Source organism: Strawberry lethal yellows phytoplasma (CPA) str. NZSb11, from assembly GCF_000397185.1.
Lineage (GTDB): Bacteria > Bacillota_I > Bacilli_A > Acholeplasmatales > Acholeplasmataceae > Phytoplasma > Phytoplasma australiense.
Map to the genome: position 1 here is coordinate 731,612 of NC_021236.1, position 18,962 is coordinate 750,573.

An 18,962-nucleotide genomic window follows, 5' to 3' on the forward strand; every position below is an offset into this window, starting at 1 on the left:
TTATCTCCTTTAATTAAAATATTTGTTTATTGATTAAAATTTTCATTATTTGGTCTAAATTTTCTTTTTGCGAGTTGGTTGCGTTAATTAAGAAATGATGGCAATTTTGGTGTTTACAATTTGAATCATTACAGTATTTTTGTTGGTTTAAATAATGTGCGCGGACATTTTTAAAATAATTTAAGGGTTTTTTCTCAATGAGGTCTAATTTATGATTTGATTGGGTTTGTTTTCGTTTTAGCCCAATTTTAGGGTCAATATCTAGGTAAAAAGTTAATTTAGGTTTAATTAAGAAATAATTGATGATTTTTGAAGTAATTTTATCATCATAATCTATGTAATTACCTTTGCTTTGATACGCAAAAGTAGAATCATACCAACGGTCAACTATAACAAGATAACCACTCAATAAAGCAGGGATTATTAATTCATCTTGAGTTTGCATCATATTGGCAAGACTAAGTAAATATTTAGTTTTAGGACATATTTTGGATTGATGTAAAAATAAATTTCTGATTTCTTTTCCAATGATGGAACTGCCTAAACCTTGAAAAACTTTGATTTGATAGCCTTTATTTTCAAAAAAAGTTTTTAATTCGTTAATTAAAGTAGTTTTGCCACTTCCGTCAACACCTTCAAAACTAATTAATTTATTTGTCATTAGGGTGAACCATCTTTTTAATTAAATTAATAGGTGAAAAAGGAATGAATTGGTTGGTTAGTAAGTTTTGTAAGAATAGATTGGCTGAATTGGAAAATAAATTGATTACTTTGTTAATTGATTGTACTTTACCATTTTTAATTTTATTATTTAATCTTTGAGTTTCGTATTCATCATTTGTTAACAAATAAAACCCAAAACGAGTGTCTAGTTTTTTGATTTGTTCCCCTTCTACTATTGATTGTTTGTATCTATCTCTAAGGCAAGTTTTGAAATTGAAAGCAATAATGCGTTTAGTTTTGGTAAACAACACTAAATCAAATTTAATATCAGGAATGAAAAATAAATATGATTGCGGATATAAATATTTAATTCCTTTTTGATTTAGATAAAGCAAAATTAAGTATTCGTTAATTTTACCACGAATTGATTTTTGACTTTGAGAGTTGTATTGGTTGTTGGTTAAATATTCATTGAGTATATTATGACAATCAAACATATACTGATTAAAAGCTTTGTTGAAAAAAATTGGTTGAACTATTTGTTTGGTTATGTTAACGCACAAAGATTTATGATTAAAAACGTTAATATTATTAAAATCTAAATTAGATATTTGTTTCATATTTTTATTTCCTTTTTTTATTCTTATTCTTTTGCTTCAAATCTTTGGATTTTTTTATAAAAATTAAAACTACATTCACCTAATTGACCGCTACGGTTTTTGGCAATAATTAAATTCGTATGTGGGTCAATATCAGGTTTTTGATAATAACTTTCGCGGTGTAATAACATCACAACATCAGCGTCTTGTTCGATTGTTCCTGAATCTCTTAAATCTGTTAATTGTGGGCTTTTAACTTCTCTTACATAAGTTGCACGGTTCATTTGACTCAAAGCCACAATTGGAATATTAAGTTCACTTGCTAGTTTTTTTAATTCGCGCGAAATCACAGATATTGCTTGGTATGTATTAAAACTTTGGTCGTCTTTTAATAAATGGAGGTAATCAATAAAGACAATATCAAGTCCCTTAGTATATTTCATTTGACGGCATTTGGTTTTAATATCTTCAATTTTGTTATTTCTATCATCATCAATTAAAATGTTTAATTGCGTAATTTTGTCATCAGCGATAAGTAATTGTAATTTGTCATTTTTAGTTAAATTTTTGTGTTGGAGTTGTTTTAAAGGGATTTGAGAAGCAGAAAAAAGTAACCTAATTCCTAATTCTTCCGCTGCCATTTCTAAACTAAAAATAACTGCTTTTTGGGTTTCGGGGTTGGTAGTAAAGTTTTTTGCAATATTACAAGCCAAATTTAACATAAAAGCAGTTTTCCCCATTCCAGTTCTTGCACCTAAGATAATTAATTGGTTAGGTTTGAAACCAGAAATTAATTCATCTAGATTTTTAAAGCCTGTTTTTATTCCTACAAGTTGGTTGTCTTTGTCATCATTAACAATACTTTGGCGAATATAAGGAATTAATGTTTTTGTAGAAATAAAAGGAGATTTGGTTTTTTGCATAAAACTTTCTACTTGGTTTTTGACTGTTTGCAGATAATTGTGAATATTTTTACTTTTTGATAATGCGGTTGGTAATTGTTTGATTAATCCTAACAAATCTCTTTTAAGGGAATTTTCTTTAATTAAATCAATATATGTCTCTAAATATTCACTTGCAGGGGCCGCCTCCACTAATTCAATTAAATAATCAATTCCTCCTATTTTGTATAAATTGTTATCTAAAACAGAACCCACCGTAACATAATCAATTTCGCGATTTTGCAGTTTTAATTGCTTCATTGTCTCAAAGATACAACGATGCTTGGGGTTGGAAAAATTGTTTGTGTTGACTAAATTTATAACAGCATCCATTTTTTCTTGATTTAACAATAGTGCTCCCAATAATGCACGTTCGGCTTCAATCATCTTTCAAACTTCTTTTTTTGTGATTTGGGTTATTTATTCATTTATGTTATTATATTTGCTTTGTTTTTGTATTTTTAAATCCTTTTTGATTTTAGATTTTTTGCATAAAAAAAGACTCTCGATTAGAAGAGTCTAAGGGTTGCAAGAAAGAATATTTTAGTTAATTTTTACTTGTTAATTTAATGGTTTGAGAGATAAAAAAGAATAAATAATAGTTAAAATATTATTTTAAAATCCATTCTTTAGGATTACCAATTCCTATAAAATTACAAAAATAATTTTTGTTCTAAATCATTTAAAATTTGTTGGTAATTACAAGTTAAATTTCTTGTTTTAGATAAATATAAAATAATGTTTTTTTGTTTCACAAAATTGAAATATAACTTTTTGAGTTGACATTTCTTTTATTATTTTTGTTATATTAGATGTTTTTTAGATAAATAACATTGTTTTAATATTGAATCTAAAATAGAGTTTTGTGAAACATCTTTCTTTTTATAACTTATTTGATAAGGACCATTTTCTTTATGAATAAAATCATATATTTGTCTTAATGGTTTAGAACCATGTTTTTTTAAAATGCTATTCATTATTTGGATATGTTCTTTGGTAAATTTATTTTCATCGTATTTTTGAGAAAATGTTATTGTTTTATCAAATTTGGTGGGATATTTAATTTGTTCTAAATATAAAGGCAATGAAATAGGACCTTCTTCCCAAGCCTCAAAATCATTTTCAAACATAGGAATGTTGTATTTAAGTAAATATTTACAATATGTCAAAAATACTAATTTTTGGATTTTCATACGAGTAAAATCATCTTTGTTTTGGTGTTTTACTAAATAAGTTGCAACATCTAGAATATCTATTTTATTAGATTGCATAGTTATTTGCTCCTTTATTGTGTTATAAAATTATACTTTTCTATTTCTTTGAGAATAATAATTTTGAATAAGTTTATCAGGAATATTATTTAAAGCAAAATATTGCGATATATAACTTCTTTCCCCAAGGAGAATTTGGTCTATGTGTTATATTTACTAATTCGGTATAAAAAATACCCCTTCAAAAAAAAGGGGTTTAGTTTATATATTAATTAAAAAGTTTTTTCTTCTTTAATTGTTCCGTCGGAGTTGTAATAGGTTTCTTTGGTTGGTTCCTCTGTTATGGGGTCATACTCAGTAATATAATCTATTGTTTTGCCATTTTTATTAAACCAAGTTGGTTTAATAAAATTCAATGTATCGGGATCATGTTCGTGAATGGCGTAAATTGTTTTACCATCAATATTGTAGTAAGTAGTTGTGTTTTTTTTACAATTCATATTATTTATTTCCTTTTTTATATATTTTTTTTAATTTAGCAATTGCTTTGGTTTTGATAATTTCTACTTGCCTTGAAGATAAATTTAACATTTGTCCTATATTTTTGTTGGAATACTCAATTTGGGGCTCTTCATTAATATTTCCCAAAGGAACCCCAAAACTTAATTTAATAATTTCGAATTCTTGGGGATTTAAAATATTTTTAAGTTTTTTTAAGAATAATTTATGATTAGCTTGGTTTAGCCAAATTTGATGAGGGTTTAGATTGTTGTTATTAATAGATTGGGGTTGGTTTTCTTCAAAAGGAATATTATCTGCTTGTTTTTCTTTCCGAAAAACTTCTCTGGAAATGGAAGTAGTTTGTAGGCCTCTAATAAGTTCTGTAATTTCACCTTTAATTGTTGGGTTAGCATAGGCAATAAAATCACATCCTAAATATTGATAATTATTTAAAGCTTTGATTAAACCTAAAATTCCTTCTTGGTATAAATCCTCTCTTTGGAGTGCTTTAGGGAAGTATTTAAATTGGTTGGCTATTTTTTTTACTAATGGAAAATGCATTTTAATCAATTGATCGCGAATTGCTAAATTATTTTTATTTTTTAAAAAATCTTTAAATAATTTTTGTCTTAACATTTTATTCCTTCCTAAAAATATTTTTAGAAAAGATATGAAATTATTTTTTTAGTCTTGAAAAGAAAAAAGACTAACTATTAAGTTAATCTTAAAGAATTTTTAAAAAGTAAAAAGTTGTCCAAAGTTTTGGAACACCTCACTTGCCATAATTTTATGTAAAGACCTTAATAATTTTGATAAGATAGTTACTATTGTTTTTCCTCTAGATTTTGCAAAAATCATTATAAAACTAATTTCTTTAACAAAGCTTTCTTAAAAAATTTAATTTTTGTTTGTTATTATCGTGAATAATAATAATTTATTGTGGTAAAACATTTTCTAAATCTATGCGCTGAAATAACATTTCATCTGGCATCAATTTTTTAGTTTTCAACAAACCAAAAGTTTTTAAACTTTCAAAAGTAACATCTTCTGCCTGAATTTGACAAAGGATTTTTTCTGCTGTTTGTGGTAAAAAAGGTTTTAATAAAACGCCTAAAAACCTCAAAGCTTCTGTCAAAGAATATAAAACATAATTTAATAAAGTTTCTTTTTCGGGTAATTGTGCTAATTCCCAAGGTTTAACAGAATCAATGTATTTATTCATTAATCGCGCTAATTTTTCTACTTCTTCCAAGGCCTCACCCACTTTACACTCTTCAAATTTTTGACGCATTAAAGGCAAAACTAACAAAACTTTTTGCGATAAATCAAACTCTTGGTGATTTTCAGGAAGATCCAAAATTTGAGTAAGTTGGTAATTACGATAACTTTTTAACATTCCAAAAATACGATGAACTACGTTGCCAAAAAGATTGACTAAAACACTATTATGTCTTTCAACTAACAATTCATAAGTAATATTTCCGTCACTTGCATAAGGGATTTCATGTAAAACAAAATAACGAATAGTGTCAATGGGAAAAAATTTTAATAAATCATCTACATATAAAACGTTGCCTTTTGATTTAGACATTTTATTTTTATCAAATAAAATCCAAGGATGAGCTAAAAATTTTTGGGGCAACTCAATTTTAAGAGCCATTAGTAAAATAGGCCAATAAATTAAATGAAATCTTAAAATATCTTTCCCAATGACATGCAAATTACAAGGCCAATATTGTAAAAACTTGGAACTAGTGTTTTCATTAGGGTTATAATCTAAACCAGTTAAATAATTACTTAAAGCATCAATCCAAACATAAATAACATGGTTTTTATCACAAGGAACAGGGATTCCCCATCGAAAAGATGTTCTTGAAATTGATAAATCATTTAACGGTTCTTTTAAAAGATTTAAAATTTCTTTTTTTTGTGTTTCTGGTTGGATTAAATTAGGGTTATTTTCTAAATAATCCAAAAGACGGTTTTGATATTTTGCTAATTTAAAAAAGTAAGTATCTTCACTAATTAAAATGGGGATTTCACCATTGAAAGTTTTTCCATCCACTAAATCTTTTTCTGATACATAAACCTCTTCAGTCACTGAATACAATCCTTGGTATTTGCCTAAATAAATATCTCCTTGTTGCAATAATTTTGTAAAAATCACTTGAACTGCTTTTTGATGTTTATGATTGGTTGTTTTAATAAAGCGATCATAACTAATTTGCATTAAATCATAAATTCTTTTAATTTCCGAAGAAATATAATTAACGTATTCTTGTGGAAGAACCCCTTTTGAAGAAGCTTTTTGTTCAATTTTTTGTCCATGTTCGTCTGTTCCTGTTTGAAAAAAAACATCCCAACCATCTAAACGCTTAAATCGAGCAATTGCATCAGCTAAAATAACTTCGTAAACATTTCCAATATGCGGTATTCCAGAAGCGTAAGCAATGGAAGTTGAAAGGTAAAATTTAGTTTTGTTTTCCATAAAACTCCTTTATTAAAAATTATTTTAGTTCTAAAAATTAAAATTTTTTCATTTCTTTGATAGTGCCATCTTCATTAAAAACAATTTCTTTTATCGGCATATCATTTTTATATTCAATTACAGAATGTTTATTTATTCCGTTTGCATAATAATTAGTTTCTAGATGTAAATAATTTTTACGAAAAAACGTTAATTTATAGTCTCTCTGTTTGGTTTTTATGCCATTATAAGGATTAAAATCTATTATTGTGGTATAAAAATCAACATAATTTTTTTTGAATCATTATCCCTCTTTCATTATATATTTTTTCTTCATTAGAAAATAAATTTTTGAAAAAACTCATTTTATATTTCTCCTTTTTTTATTATTCTTTTTTTAATTAACAAACATGATGAAAAAATTATTTTTATGCCTTCATTATGTTTTTTTGCAAGTTTTTATTTGACAAAATTAATTATAGCAGAATGAATTATTTTGTTATATTATGATAATTTTTCAACTTTATAAAAATTTATCATATTTAAAAAAAGCAAAAATCTCTCTTTTTAAATTTTCTTTTATTTACGATAAATTTGTTTTTTTATAATTCATTATCAATAAGTTAAAGGCATTAGTTTTTAATTATTTAAAAGGGTTTGATTATTGAAAAATAAGTAAGAATCAGTCTTTAAGAAGTATTTAATATTATTTTAATGGAAGAAAAAAATATTGTTTTTTTGAGTATAACAATTGTTGGTATTCTAAAATTTTCATTTAGCTTCATTCATATGATGGGATTGGAAATGAATTGATAAAAAAATTTCTTTTAATTTAAATAATTTGGCTAAAGATGCACAAAGTTCTCCAGTTTAATTTTTCAGTTGTTTTTAAAAGAACATTTATTTTTCTTCTTTTTCATTGCATTTTTGTGAAAATAAAGGAATGATTTTTTTTGCCACCTTGATTTTTACTATTTAATAATAAAAAAAAGCTATTTTTAAATAGCCTTAAGTTTTAACAACGTAAAGAAGATTTTTTCTTAATCGTAATTTTTTAATCATTTATTTTCGTAATAATCTTTAACTAAATGATTTAAAAGACGCACTCCGAATCCAGAAGCCCAAGAAGAGTTGAATTCGTTTTTCTTTTTGCCTGAAGCAACACCTGCAATATCTATGTGAGCCCAAGGAATATCGTCACCTACAAAACGTTTTAAAAATTGGGCTGCAGTAATAGAACCAGCGCCGTAACCTACAGGACAATTAGAAATATCAGCAAATTTGCCATCTACTAATCTATCATATTCAGGACCTAAAGGGAATTGCCAAACTTTTTCTTCGGTAACTTCTCCCGAATGAACTAATTGTTTTACTAATTCTTTATTGTTAGAAAAAAGCCCTGCATATTCATATCCTAAAGCAACTACAATGGCTCCGGTTAAAGTAGCCAAATCGATTATCATTTTGGGTTGCAATTTAGTTTTGCAATACCATAAAGCATCTGCTAGGACAAGCCTTCCTTCAGCATCAGTGTTGATAACTTCGATGGTTTGTCCAGACATTGAAGTGACAATATCACCAGGACGTTGTGCGTTTGAACCAGGCATATTTTCAACTAAACCAATTACTCCTAAGACATTTACTTTTGCTTTTCTAGCAGCTAAAGCATGCATTAATCCTACTACAGTTGCGGCTCCTGCCATATCACCTTTCATATCTTCCATTTTATTAGAAGGTTTTAGAGAAATACCGCCAGTATCAAAGACAACTCCTTTGCCTACAAAAGCTACTGGTTTTTCATTTTCGTTGCCACCTAGCCATTTCATGACTACTAAATAAGGAGGTCTTTGGGATCCTTGAGCAACTCCTAATAAAGCATTCATTCCTAATTTTTCTAAGGTTTCTTTGTTTAAAACTTCAACTTCAACTCCGAGAGTTTGTAGTTGTTGTGTTCTTTCAACAAATTCGTTAGTTCCTAAAATGTTAGCAGGTTCATTAACTAATTCTTTAGTTAAATTAACCCCTCCTAAGATAGCTTTTACATCATCAAATTCTTTTTGACATAATTCAGCATTTTCAGTAATAAAAGTAATTTCTAAATTTTTTTCATTTTTTGTTTTTTGTGTGTGATAATGTTTAAAAGAGTAACTTCTTAATAAAAGACCTAAAGCAAAATGCATTACTTGGGAAGTTTGATTCTCAATTCCTAAAGCATCAGCAAAAACAACCACTTTATTAGCTTTATTAAGTTGAGGAAAGCAAAGGCCTCCTGTTTTTAAAAAAGTTTGGTCATTAATTTCTTCTTGTTTTCCTAATCCCATTACTTGTAAACAAGCAACAGGTGACCCTTCTGGGTATAATAATTTGACCTGAGTGCCAAAAACTCCTTTAAAATTTTCTCTTAAAAAACTCTTTTTAGCAACTCCTTTGGGATCTACTGCTTCTAAGCCAAAGGAATTTTCGTATTTTTCTACTTGTAAAACAACAGCTGTGTCAACATCCATGCTTGGCAAATAATTTTTTTTAAAATAAATTTTCATAACGTATACCCCTATTTCTTATTTTGAAAAACAAAATTGTTAAAAAAATATAAAAAAAGGAATCCCAAAAGGACAATATTTTTTTAAAGAAAAATCAAAAACCCTTTCTTAAAAAGATTATTAAATTCTCAATTTTATTATATATTAAAAAAAAATAATTATAACATAAAAAAACAAAAAAAGAAGTTTTATTTATTGTTTCAAAGGGCAATTTTAAAAGTAATTAGCGATAAATGAAAATAAGATTTATTAGTTATTTTTAATTTTCAAAATTTTTTGTGATTTTTTTCGTTTTTCTTTTTCAAACTATTAAAAACTATTATATTTTGGTATCTCAATTGATTTATAAACAAAATAAAATAATTAATTTTTCATTTCAAATTAAAATTTTTGCAATTATAAAAACATCAATAAATTACAAGTCAAAAACAAGTTACAAGTTTAGCAAATTAATTTTACTATACGTAAAACTTGTTTTTTTTGATGTAGAATATAATTAATAGTGGTTTTGTTTTTAAAATAATCACTATTAAAAAATAAATGCTTTATTTTGATATATCAAAATAAGGGAAGGAATAATTAAAAATGAACCAAAACAATCAACAATATCAGGGAAAACAACCAAACAATTATCCTAACGAAAAAAAATCACATATTTCAATTAAATTTTCTGTAGGACGTGTATTGTGCTTTATAATTTTAATTTTTGTTTTTTTCTTTATAAGATATGGATATTTTATATCTTTAGCTAAAAGAATGCCAGAATATGTTAATTATGAATCAAATCCGAGTGAGGAAAACAAGAAGAAATATCGCGCGGCTGTTGAAAAATTTGAGAAAGATTATAGAAAATCAGCATTAATTTCTTGGGTAGCTTGTTTGGTAATTCCTGCTTTAATTTGTTTTTTAGGAAGAAAAGATAAAAAAGGTTTTTATCAAAATCCCTCGCATTCACCTACATATCCGCCAAGATATTAAAACAAAATTAATTATTTTGAAAAAACCAACAAATTCTAAGCCAAAAACAAGTTTCAAGTTTAGTAAATTCATTTTACTATACGCAAAACTTGTTTTTTTTATTTTGTTTATGGTACAATTACAAATAATAGTGGTTTTGTTTTTGAAATAATCACTTTTGTTTAAATAATAAAAAATTAAATGATTTATTTTGATATATCAAAATAAGAAAAGGAATAATTAAAAATGAACCAAAACCGTCCATATCAAGGACAACCAAATCAATACCCACCAAATCAGAACTATCCACAATATCCAGGACAACAACCAAACAATTATCCCAACGTAAAACAAACATATATTCCAGACATTGCAGTGCAAATAGGATGCATTTTTACTCTAATATGGAGTATACCCGTTTGCTTTTTTGTAACAATTTTCTCCCTTATTATTCTTCCACTAGTTCTCTTTGATTTTTTTCTTATCACTCTTATTATACTTTCTTTCAAGGTGTTACAAGGCAAAGCAAGTCCTACTACAAAAATAATATTAGGTATATTAATTCTTCCATCCCTAGTTCCGAGTATCTTAATTTTAGTTGGAGAATACAAACCTAAGAATTATCCTTTCGCCCCTTCTGCTCCTTTTTATAATTACTAAAAATTATTTTAAAAACAAAACAATTAAAAACAATTATCCCCCCCCTTTTTGGTCCTTTTTAAACATTAAACATAAATTAAAGACTAACTTATCCAAAATGAAATAAAAAAAACTTTTCACAAACGTAAAGTTTTTTTGATGTTGTAATTATAATTAGTATCAAAAGTCGGAAAAGAAAAGAAAAAAATTTGACTAGGTGCAAAAATTAATGACAAAAAAAGAAATCAAAAAAAGTCTTAAAAACGCAACAGAGAATCACAAAAATATTAATTTCATAATTTCTAAATAGTTTTTTTTATCTTAAGTAAATATTTAAGATAAAATGAACCTTTATTCAAAAACTTAATTATAATGAATAACAAAACATCATCAAAAAAAGAGACCCACCAAAAGTCTCTTTTTTTATTTTTGAATCAAAAAAAAACAAGAGAAAAATAATAAAATGCATTTATTAATGCAAAATTTCTCTCTTTTTTATTTTATGTCTTCAAAATTATTATTTTAAAATGAGTTTGAAAATAATTGAAAAAAATACTTGTTAAAACTTAATTTTTCGCTTATTTGTAAAATAAGTTTATCGTTTGTAAGTGTTGTTATTCTTGAGTTTATTGAATTGATTTTTTATTTATTTTTTTAAATTATATTTCAAAAAATAATTTTTTGAACTTATTAATTAAAATAATGAATTGTAAAAAAATCTTAATGGGATAAATTAATAAATTTATTGGTTTTGAAACTTAGTTTGCGATGGCAAAAAATAAATAAGATAAAATAATAATCAAAAGACAAAAGAAAAACTGAATAAAACAGAAAAACAAAAGAGACCTACAAAAGTCTCTTTTTTTTTTTTATGTAATTTTGTTAATTTATTTCTTTTATGATTTCAAAAATTATTTTTTTGCAAATAAGGGCTTGTTTTTTCTTTAGAAATAACGATATTCTTCCTCATAAAAACTCATGTAATTATTATTTTTTTGTATTGTTTAGTATTGTGATTCAAAAACTTTTCTTTTTTTCATAAAAAACGCAATTATTAAACCAATCAAAATCAATCCACTAAAGCCAAAAAGCCAATAATCTTTTTTGCTCGGATAAGCAATAACGTCATTCCAGTAAGTATTAATTAATTTTTGATTAGCTTCATCATATTTATAAATTTGATCATTTTCGTTAATTTTAATCTTGTTGTTTTTGTCTTCGTAAGGAGAATCATATTTAATATATGCCAAGTTTTTTTGATAGTTATTTTTTTCTCTTAAAAAATTAATAAATTTATAAGCTAATTCTTTACAAGAATTTTTAGGCATCACTAAACTATCCACCCAAACATTAGTACCTTCTTTAGGATCTAAAACTTCTAAATTATCGTTTTTTTCTTTTAAAAAATTAGCGTCTCCGGAATAAGCCACTACCACATCATAATATTCTTTACCTTTTTGCGACATTCGATCAATAAGTTGGTCATTAATAAAGGCAACATTAGGATTTTTTTCTTTAAGTTTTAATAACCATTTTTTAGCATTTTCTAATTCTTTTTCTGTGGGTTTTTCAATTGTTCCCCCGGTAGCTTTGAGGCCTACCATTAATCCATCTCGTGGATTATTGCATAAAGCAATTTTTAAATTGGGTTTATCCAAAATTTTAAAACTCTCTTTTGTTATTTCTTCTTTATTAATTTTTTGTTTGTTATAAATAAGAACTACTTTGCCCCAAAAATAAGGAACGGCATAATTAGAAAATCTTTTCGGTAATTTTTCTTTGAATTCTTTATATTGGTCATTATATTGCCAATTATAGTTATTACTCTTTTCTAATTTTTCAGAATTGATCCCTTCTATTAATTCGTCTTGGATTAATTTATCAATTGCATATTCACTTAAAATGGCCAAATCATATTTATCATCACTTTTAATTTTTGTAATCGCTAGTTCGTTAGAAGAAAAAAGAACTTGTTTAACTTCAATTCCATTTTGTTCTTCAAAATCAATAATGGTTTGAGGATCTAAATACTCACCCCAATTAAACAAGGTCAAAAATTGCTTGGATTCTTTAGTTATTGCACTTTTTTTGGTCCTATTTTGTATAAATATTAAAATCATTACAAAGATTGTTAAAAAAAGCGTGCAAATAATAAAATAAAAAAGGCTTTTGTTTCTTAATTTCTTCATTTTTGTTTATGAACCATCTTTTTTTGTTTTATAAAATCAAAAATAATTTTGAAACTAGTTAAACTAATTAAAATAGTAGATAAGGCATTAACCGAAGGATTTATCGTTCCTTTAAGACTGTAAATATAGGCAGAAATATTTTGGCATTCCGCTCCACCAACAAAATAAGAAATAATAAAATCATCAAAAGACAAAGTAAAAGCCAAAGTTGCTCCAACCAACATACCTCCTTTGAGTTGAGGCAAAATAACTTTAATTAAAGCTTTAAAAGGAGTTGCTCCTAAATCATAAGCCGCTTCAAAGCAATAAGGATCAAGACTTATAACTTTTGGATAAACACTAATTGCTACAAAAGGAGTGCAAAAAGAAATGTGAGCTAAAAGCATTTTCCAAAAAGATGATTCCAAGCGAATGAACCCAAACACCACAAACAAAGATAAAGCTGTAATAATTTCAGGCACTACAATAGAAAAATTGCTTGCATTTAAAATCATAACTCGCCATTTTTTGTTTAAACTTTGAGCCAAACTAATAGCTGCAAAAGTTCCTAAAAAAGTAGATATAATTGTAGTTAAAAAAGCAATTTTTAAAGTAATTGCAATTGATGTTTTAATGGTTTTATCACTTAAAAGTTTTTGATACCATTGCCAACTAAACCCTTGCCAATTAACCAAAGAAGCAACCCTTCCCTCGCTTTTATTAAAAGAAAAAAGAATTAAAGATGCAATTGGAACATAAATAAAAGTTAAAATTATGGCAATATACAAGATATGTTTTAATTTTATTTTAGAATTAGATTTCATTGTAACTCCTTTTTTTAAAAAGGTAAAAAAGCAAAAACATCACTAAAGATAAGTAAATAGCAATCGCACAAGCTTGCTTAATTTCACCGCTTAACAAAGTTTTATTTTCAATTAATTCAGCAATAGTTATTTGAGTGGTAGGTCCTAAATAACGTGGTGCTACAATATTTGTTGCAACTTGCAAAAACACCAAAGAAATCCCTGTAATAACTCCAGGCAACGACAAAGGCCAAATAATTTTTTTAAATACTTGCCAGTCGCTCGCCCCTAAGTCTTTTGCGGCCTGTATGTGTTGAGTATTGATTTTAACAATTGCAGTATAAACAGGCAAAAACATAAAAGGCAAAAATAAATAAATTAACCCTAGTATCATTGCAAAATTGGTCTCTAATAAAGTAATCTGGCAATTGTTTTGGATTAATTGCAATATTTGCACTAAGGCTTGAGTTTTGATAATCATATTAATCCACATTGTGCCATTAATTAAAATAACTAAAAAAGTTTGCAAAATGTAATTAAGGCGAGATATAAGATAAGCCAAAGGATAAACAATGATTAAAAGTAAAAAAGTAACAATGATAGAGATAGCTATTGACCTGGATAAAACATATAAAAAAGAAAGATTAGTTAAAAATTCTTTATGATATTCAAACGTTAAAGATTGGGAAAAAAGAGAATGGGGGTTGTTAGTATCGCGAAAAGAATCAAAAAAAATAAATCCCATGGGTACAAAAATTAATCCTACCAAAAGAACATAATAAGGAAAAATTAAAAAACGGTATAATTTTTGATTATCTTTGCAATCATAAATTTTTTTTTGGTTCATTGCCAAATTTCCATAACATGAATATCTTCAGGATTAAAAGTAATATCCACTTCTTTATCCATTTTAACGTGGTCTGTTGTTTGAATGGTATAAGTTCTTTTAGCAGTTTTGACATCAATTTCCCAATGTACTCCTTTGAAAACAACAGATTCTACCACTCCTGTAATTAATCCCTTGCCTTTACCAACGATATCAATGTCTTCAGGTCGAATAACGATATCAACTTTTTCATTTTTTCGAAACCCTTTATCCACGCAATTAAAATTTTGACCATCAAAATAAACTAAACTATCTGCTTTCATAATCCCTTGAATTAAATTTGATTCTCCCACAAATTGAGCTACAAAACGGTTAGCGGGTTCGTTATAAATTTCTTGCGGTGTTCCTATTTGTTGGATTTCTCCGTAATTCATAACAACTACTTTATCACTCATTGTAAAAGCTTCTTCTTGGTCGTGAGTGACAAATAAAAAAGTAATCCCAGCGTTTTTTTGGATTTCTTTAAGTTCATATTGCATTTCTTGTTTCAACTTTAAATCCAGATTAGATAAAGGTTCGTCCAATAACAAAACTTGAGGTTTATTAATTAAAGCACGCGCGATTGCAACACGTTGTTGTTGCCCTCCTGATAATTGTTCAATTGTTCTTTTTTCCAACCCTTGCAAACCCATGATTTTTAAATATTTAAAAACATCTTTTTGAATTTCTTTTTCTTTTTCTTTTTTATCAATGAAGCTTTTTTTGAGTAAAGCTGTGTTTTTTTGCAATTGTTCTTTTAAGGCTTTCTTTTTGGCTTGAAATTTGCACTTGATTTTTTTGACTTCTTCTTTGGAGCTAAAAGTTAATTCGTTTTGCCAACTTTTGTTTAACTCTTCGATTTCACTTTGGTAATTTTTTTCTAGTTTTTCTAATTTAGCTTTAATTGGGGCGTTAAAATCTTTGAGGCGGAGGCCAAAAGCAACGTTTTCAAAAACATTTAAATGAGGAAATAAAGCATATTTTTGAAAAACAGTGTTAATTGGTCTTTTGTGAGCGGCTATATTTAAAATGCTTTTTTGTTGAAATAAAACTTCTCCACTACTAGGATTTTCAAAACCTGCAATAATTCTTAAAATGGTAGTTTTGCCACAACCAGAAGGACCTAATAAAGTAACAAATTCGTTTTGTTTGATTTCTAAATTAATCCCTCTCAAAATTAATTGATTATCAAAAAATTTAGTTAAATCTTTTAAAGTAATTAATGTTTTCATCTCAAACCCCCTTATCTTTTCTAAAATTAATTAATTTTTTTCTGTCGTTTTATTTCATTTTCTTTTTTCTTTTTTTGTTTTTTTGAATATCTTTTTCGTTTTTTCTAATTTTTTTCTAAAATTGATGGTTTTTTTGGAAAATGATTCAGCAAATATTTTTTTAAATTTCAGAAAAAACAAAATTTAATTCATTTATAACCTTTATAATCACAAGATTTAGAAAATTTCTTATTAACTTTTTTATTTTTATTTATTTTTTTGCTCTTCAAATGATTTTCAAAAATAAAGTTTGAGGTTTATTGCCTTTCTTTTTAAAAACAAAATGAAATTTATTTTTTTTGAACCTTTATAATCGCAAGATTTTTTGAACACTTTTGATTTCTTTTTTTCTTTTAATGTGAAAAACAAGAAGGTTTAAGAACAAAACCGTCCCCTTTTTTTAAAAACAAATTAAAACTTTTAAGAAAAATACTAAGCTTTTAAAAAATAATTTTGCTTGAAAGGATTTTGGAGTTTAGTCAAATAAACATTATCAACAATTTTTATCCCTAATTTATCATTATTGAGATATCAGTTGTAAAATAATTCATTTTTTAAGTTGATTGGATTTTTTTATATTTTCCTTCATCAATCAATTAATAGTTTGCCTTGTTTGTCCTTTATTTGCTAAATTAGTTTAGGAATGTGTTTTCATTTTTTTATTGGGAAAGCGTTTTTCAAGCTTTTGCCTTTTAAAAATGATATATTTATCTGGATGCAACAATTAAAACCCCTTATCGTGCCTCCCCGCCATCCTGAATTAATAAAATAATAAAATTTAAGTTTTTTTATTACTAATGTTAAGATATCATAAAAAACAAAATTATTATCATAAAAAATTATTTTACTTAGTAGATTTTTTTAAATTTTGTTAAAATATAAGATGTTAGATGTTTATAAAAAATATTTTTTTTATCTTTTTAATTGTATTTATAAACTAAAAATTAAGGCATTAATTATTTTCACTTTCGTATTATTAAATTATAAAAAAAAGGATGTTAATTTCATGAAATGGGAACCTGAAAGATTTGAAGACGAAATGCAACCACCAAAACAACCAATACCTGTTTTCCCTCTTTTTCCTAAAAAGAGACCAGACTATTTATTAATTACAACTCGTGTTTTGAGCATTATTGTCAACTTTTTACTTATTAGCTTCATTGCAATGTTAATTGACATTGTTCAAGATTACAAAAAAGCTTCAGAAAAAAAAGACAATAAATGGGCCGCCGAAAAACAATATAAACCAATAGGAAAAAAACAAACAATTGATGATTTTATTGGTTATGAAGAAGTTAAGGATGAATTGCAAAAATACATTGAAGAAGTAAAAACCCCCCCCAATAAATCGCAAAATTTATCAAGAGGGATTTTATTATATGGCCCTCCAGGAACAGGAAAAACTTTTTTAGCTAAATGTTTAGCAGGATCAGTTAAAGATTATGCTCCTTTTTTTATTACTACTGGTTCTGATTTTGTGGAAAAATACGTCGGTGTTGGTGCATTACGCGTGAGATCTTTATTTGAAGCTGCCAAAAATACCGCTATTGTAGAGAATAAAAATTATTTTTTTGTTTTCATCGATGAAATCGATGCTATTGGCGGCAAAAGATCAGATGATAATAGAAATATCGAACACCACTCCACTTTAAATGCTTTGTTGGCAGAAATTGATGGTTTTTCTTCTTCTGATAAAGAATCCCAACCTATTATTATTGCTGCTACCAATAGAAAAGATGCCTTAGATGAAGCTTTAATTAGAGATGGTCGTTTAGGAAAACACATTTACTTAGGTTTACCTGATTTGAAAACAACTAAAGAATTTATGCAAAAAGCTTTTTCTTCTTTTATTACCTCTCCAGGAGATTTAGAAGCTTTGTCTAAAGTGATTCATGGAAGTCATTTTTCTCCTGCCCAAATTATGGCTTTAACCAAAGAAGCTAAAAAGAGATTGTCGCTTCAACAATCAGATGGAGAAAAAATAAATATTATTTATGAGGCTATGGATTCAATTTTAATGGGTCCCGAAAATAAATCTGAAAGATCGGAACAAGATTCACAAAGAGTTATTGACCACGAATTGGGTCATGCTCTTGTGGCTAAAGCATTAGGATTTCAAGTTCATCGCCTTAGTATTAAATCAAGAGGACAAGCGGGAGGCTATACTATTTCTTTTCCTGAGAAAGACACTAAATTACCAACTAAATTAGATTTAATTAAACACATTATCGTAGCTTTAGGTGGAAGAGCGGCAGAAAGTATTTCGTTTCAGGAAGATATTAGTGTTGGTTGCGGTAGTGACTTGCAAAAAGCTTCTAATGTTGCCAAAAACATGGTAATTCAATGGGGTATGAAGTTGCAAGATGACAGGTTTTCTAGTTTGAATGAAAACGAACATCAAAACGAAGAAATTCAAAAAATCATTGAAGAATCATATAAAATCGCTAAAGAAATTTTAAGATATTTCAGCGAACCAAATCAAGCCGAAAAAAAAGCTGATTTAATAAATAAGTTAAGAAAACAAAAAACTTTAAATAAAACTGATTTTGAAAGCATTCAATACCCCAAAACACTTAAAATAGATAAAAATCAAGGAACATTGCAATTAGAACAATCCTAACAAAAGAATAACTTTGATAACATTTTTTTAATTCAAATAATTAAATAATTTTTTTCTCAAGGAATTAAACTTTCAAACTCACTTGAAAAATAAAAAAGTGGGGTATGCATCCAAATCTTTTAAGTAATGTATAAAAAAATGCATGAAGATTCAAAAAAAATCCTGCCTATTTTTAAAGTTATGATGAAACAAAATATTAAAATTTATTCAAACTAAAGCCAAAGCAACAACTAAAACAGTTGCAAAAAGGAGAAAAATTATTTGGATTTTTTGATAAATTAATAGCTCTAGGGGTAGGCATGGCACTTTAAAGGCGTGACAAAAAGAAAGATGATAAAAATTATAAGTTTTTTATTATTTTAACGTTTACAATAATAATGAAAAAAATTGACTTTATTATTAATTTATTGATGTAAATAATGTAAAAATTTAACACTTTCATCGAAACAAAAGAGATGGTATAAATATTATACTTATAATAACAATTTTTAATATCACTTACTGTTAATGTTAAATGTTATTGGAAACATAAATAACAATTCAATCCAATTATACCGATTATACCGATGAAAAAGAAAATAAAAACTCATAAATTATCAAAAAAATAACTACACATTTTTTTAAGAACTTTTTATATTCTTTTGGAAATTATTTTCTTATTCATCCCCCTAGTTTTATTAAAAATGGTTTCATCTTTTATGGTGGTGCCGAAGGAAT

The 18,962-nt window shown here is 26.5% G+C and carries 15 protein-coding genes; 3 read left to right on the forward strand and 12 right to left on the reverse strand.

The genetic code is table 11. The features are described from left to right. Positions 1 to 13: 13 nt before the first annotated feature. The 8 genes from tmk to SLY_RS03605 form a co-directional block, all read right to left on the reverse strand. Positions 14 to 661: a dTMP kinase gene (gene tmk, locus SLY_RS03570; RefSeq protein ID WP_015638198.1), complete on the reverse strand. Its 648-nt coding sequence runs from the start codon at positions 659 to 661 to the stop codon at positions 14 to 16. Then, positions 651 to 1,283: a hypothetical protein gene (locus SLY_RS03575; protein ID WP_015638199.1), complete on the reverse strand. Its 633-nt coding sequence runs from the start codon at positions 1,281 to 1,283 to the stop codon at positions 651 to 653. The genes tmk and SLY_RS03575 overlap by 11 nt, the downstream gene beginning before the upstream one ends. Before the next feature lie 23 nt (positions 1,284 to 1,306). Continuing rightward, a complete protein-coding gene (locus tag SLY_RS03580; RefSeq protein ID WP_015638200.1) occupies positions 1,307 to 2,590 on the reverse strand; it encodes a replicative DNA helicase in 1,284 nt (427 codons plus the stop codon). Between the two features lie 416 nt (positions 2,591 to 3,006). Continuing rightward, the gene (locus SLY_RS03585; RefSeq protein WP_015637941.1) at positions 3,007 to 3,474 is read right to left on the reverse strand and encodes a Panacea domain-containing protein; all 468 of its coding nucleotides are present in this window, start codon (positions 3,472 to 3,474) and stop codon (positions 3,007 to 3,009) included. 212 nt (positions 3,475 to 3,686) lie between these two features. Further along, positions 3,687 to 3,914 carry a DUF2963 domain-containing protein gene (locus SLY_RS03590; RefSeq protein WP_015637940.1) on the reverse strand — a complete coding sequence of 76 codons (228 nt, stop codon included), beginning with the start codon at positions 3,912 to 3,914 and terminating at the stop codon, positions 3,687 to 3,689. Between the two features lies 1 nt (position 3,915). Continuing rightward, positions 3,916 to 4,551: a sigma-70 family RNA polymerase sigma factor gene (locus tag SLY_RS03595; protein WP_015638201.1), complete on the reverse strand. Its 636-nt coding sequence runs from the start codon at positions 4,549 to 4,551 to the stop codon at positions 3,916 to 3,918. Between the two features lie 298 nt (positions 4,552 to 4,849). Beyond that, positions 4,850 to 6,403 (reverse strand): methionine--tRNA ligase, encoded by a 1,554-nt coding sequence (gene metG, locus SLY_RS03600; RefSeq protein ID WP_012358728.1) that lies wholly within the window; start codon positions 6,401 to 6,403, stop codon positions 4,850 to 4,852. A 1,037-nt stretch (positions 6,404 to 7,440) separates the two neighbouring features. Next, on the reverse strand, positions 7,441 to 8,922 hold the full coding sequence (locus SLY_RS03605; protein WP_012358729.1) for a leucyl aminopeptidase: 1,482 nt from the start codon (positions 8,920 to 8,922) through the stop codon (positions 7,441 to 7,443). A 585-nt stretch (positions 8,923 to 9,507) separates the two neighbouring features. Here SLY_RS03605 and SLY_RS03610 point away from each other — a divergent pair. Beyond that, positions 9,508 to 9,900: a hypothetical protein gene (locus tag SLY_RS03610; protein WP_041784377.1), complete on the forward strand. Its 393-nt coding sequence runs from the start codon at positions 9,508 to 9,510 to the stop codon at positions 9,898 to 9,900. A gap of 225 nt (positions 9,901 to 10,125) precedes the next feature. Continuing rightward, positions 10,126 to 10,539 (forward strand): hypothetical protein, encoded by a 414-nt coding sequence (locus tag SLY_RS03615; protein ID WP_015638205.1) that lies wholly within the window; start codon positions 10,126 to 10,128, stop codon positions 10,537 to 10,539. A 983-nt stretch (positions 10,540 to 11,522) separates the two neighbouring features. Here SLY_RS03615 and SLY_RS03620 read toward each other — a convergent pair. From SLY_RS03620 to SLY_RS03635, 4 genes are all read right to left on the reverse strand, one after another. Next, positions 11,523 to 12,638: an extracellular solute-binding protein gene (locus SLY_RS03620; RefSeq protein WP_235043262.1), complete on the reverse strand. Its 1,116-nt coding sequence runs from the start codon at positions 12,636 to 12,638 to the stop codon at positions 11,523 to 11,525. A 65-nt stretch (positions 12,639 to 12,703) separates the two neighbouring features. After that, on the reverse strand, positions 12,704 to 13,510 hold the full coding sequence (locus SLY_RS03625) for an ABC transporter permease (RefSeq protein ID WP_012358733.1): 807 nt from the start codon (positions 13,508 to 13,510) through the stop codon (positions 12,704 to 12,706). After that, positions 13,500 to 14,336 carry an ABC transporter permease gene (locus tag SLY_RS03630; RefSeq protein WP_041784378.1) on the reverse strand — a complete coding sequence of 279 codons (837 nt, stop codon included), beginning with the start codon at positions 14,334 to 14,336 and terminating at the stop codon, positions 13,500 to 13,502. Before SLY_RS03630 ends, SLY_RS03625 begins: the two co-directional genes overlap by 11 nt. After that, positions 14,333 to 15,586, reverse strand: a complete 1,254-nt coding sequence (locus tag SLY_RS03635; protein ID WP_015638209.1) for an ABC transporter ATP-binding protein — start codon at positions 15,584 to 15,586, stop codon at positions 14,333 to 14,335. The genes SLY_RS03630 and SLY_RS03635 overlap by 4 nt, the downstream gene beginning before the upstream one ends. A 1,045-nt stretch (positions 15,587 to 16,631) precedes the next feature. Between SLY_RS03635 and SLY_RS03640 the strand changes: the two genes are divergently transcribed. Further along, entirely contained in the window at positions 16,632 to 18,245 is a 1,614-nt protein-coding gene (locus SLY_RS03640) for an AAA family ATPase (RefSeq protein ID WP_235043263.1), read from the forward strand. Positions 18,246 to 18,962 lie beyond the last annotated feature (717 nt).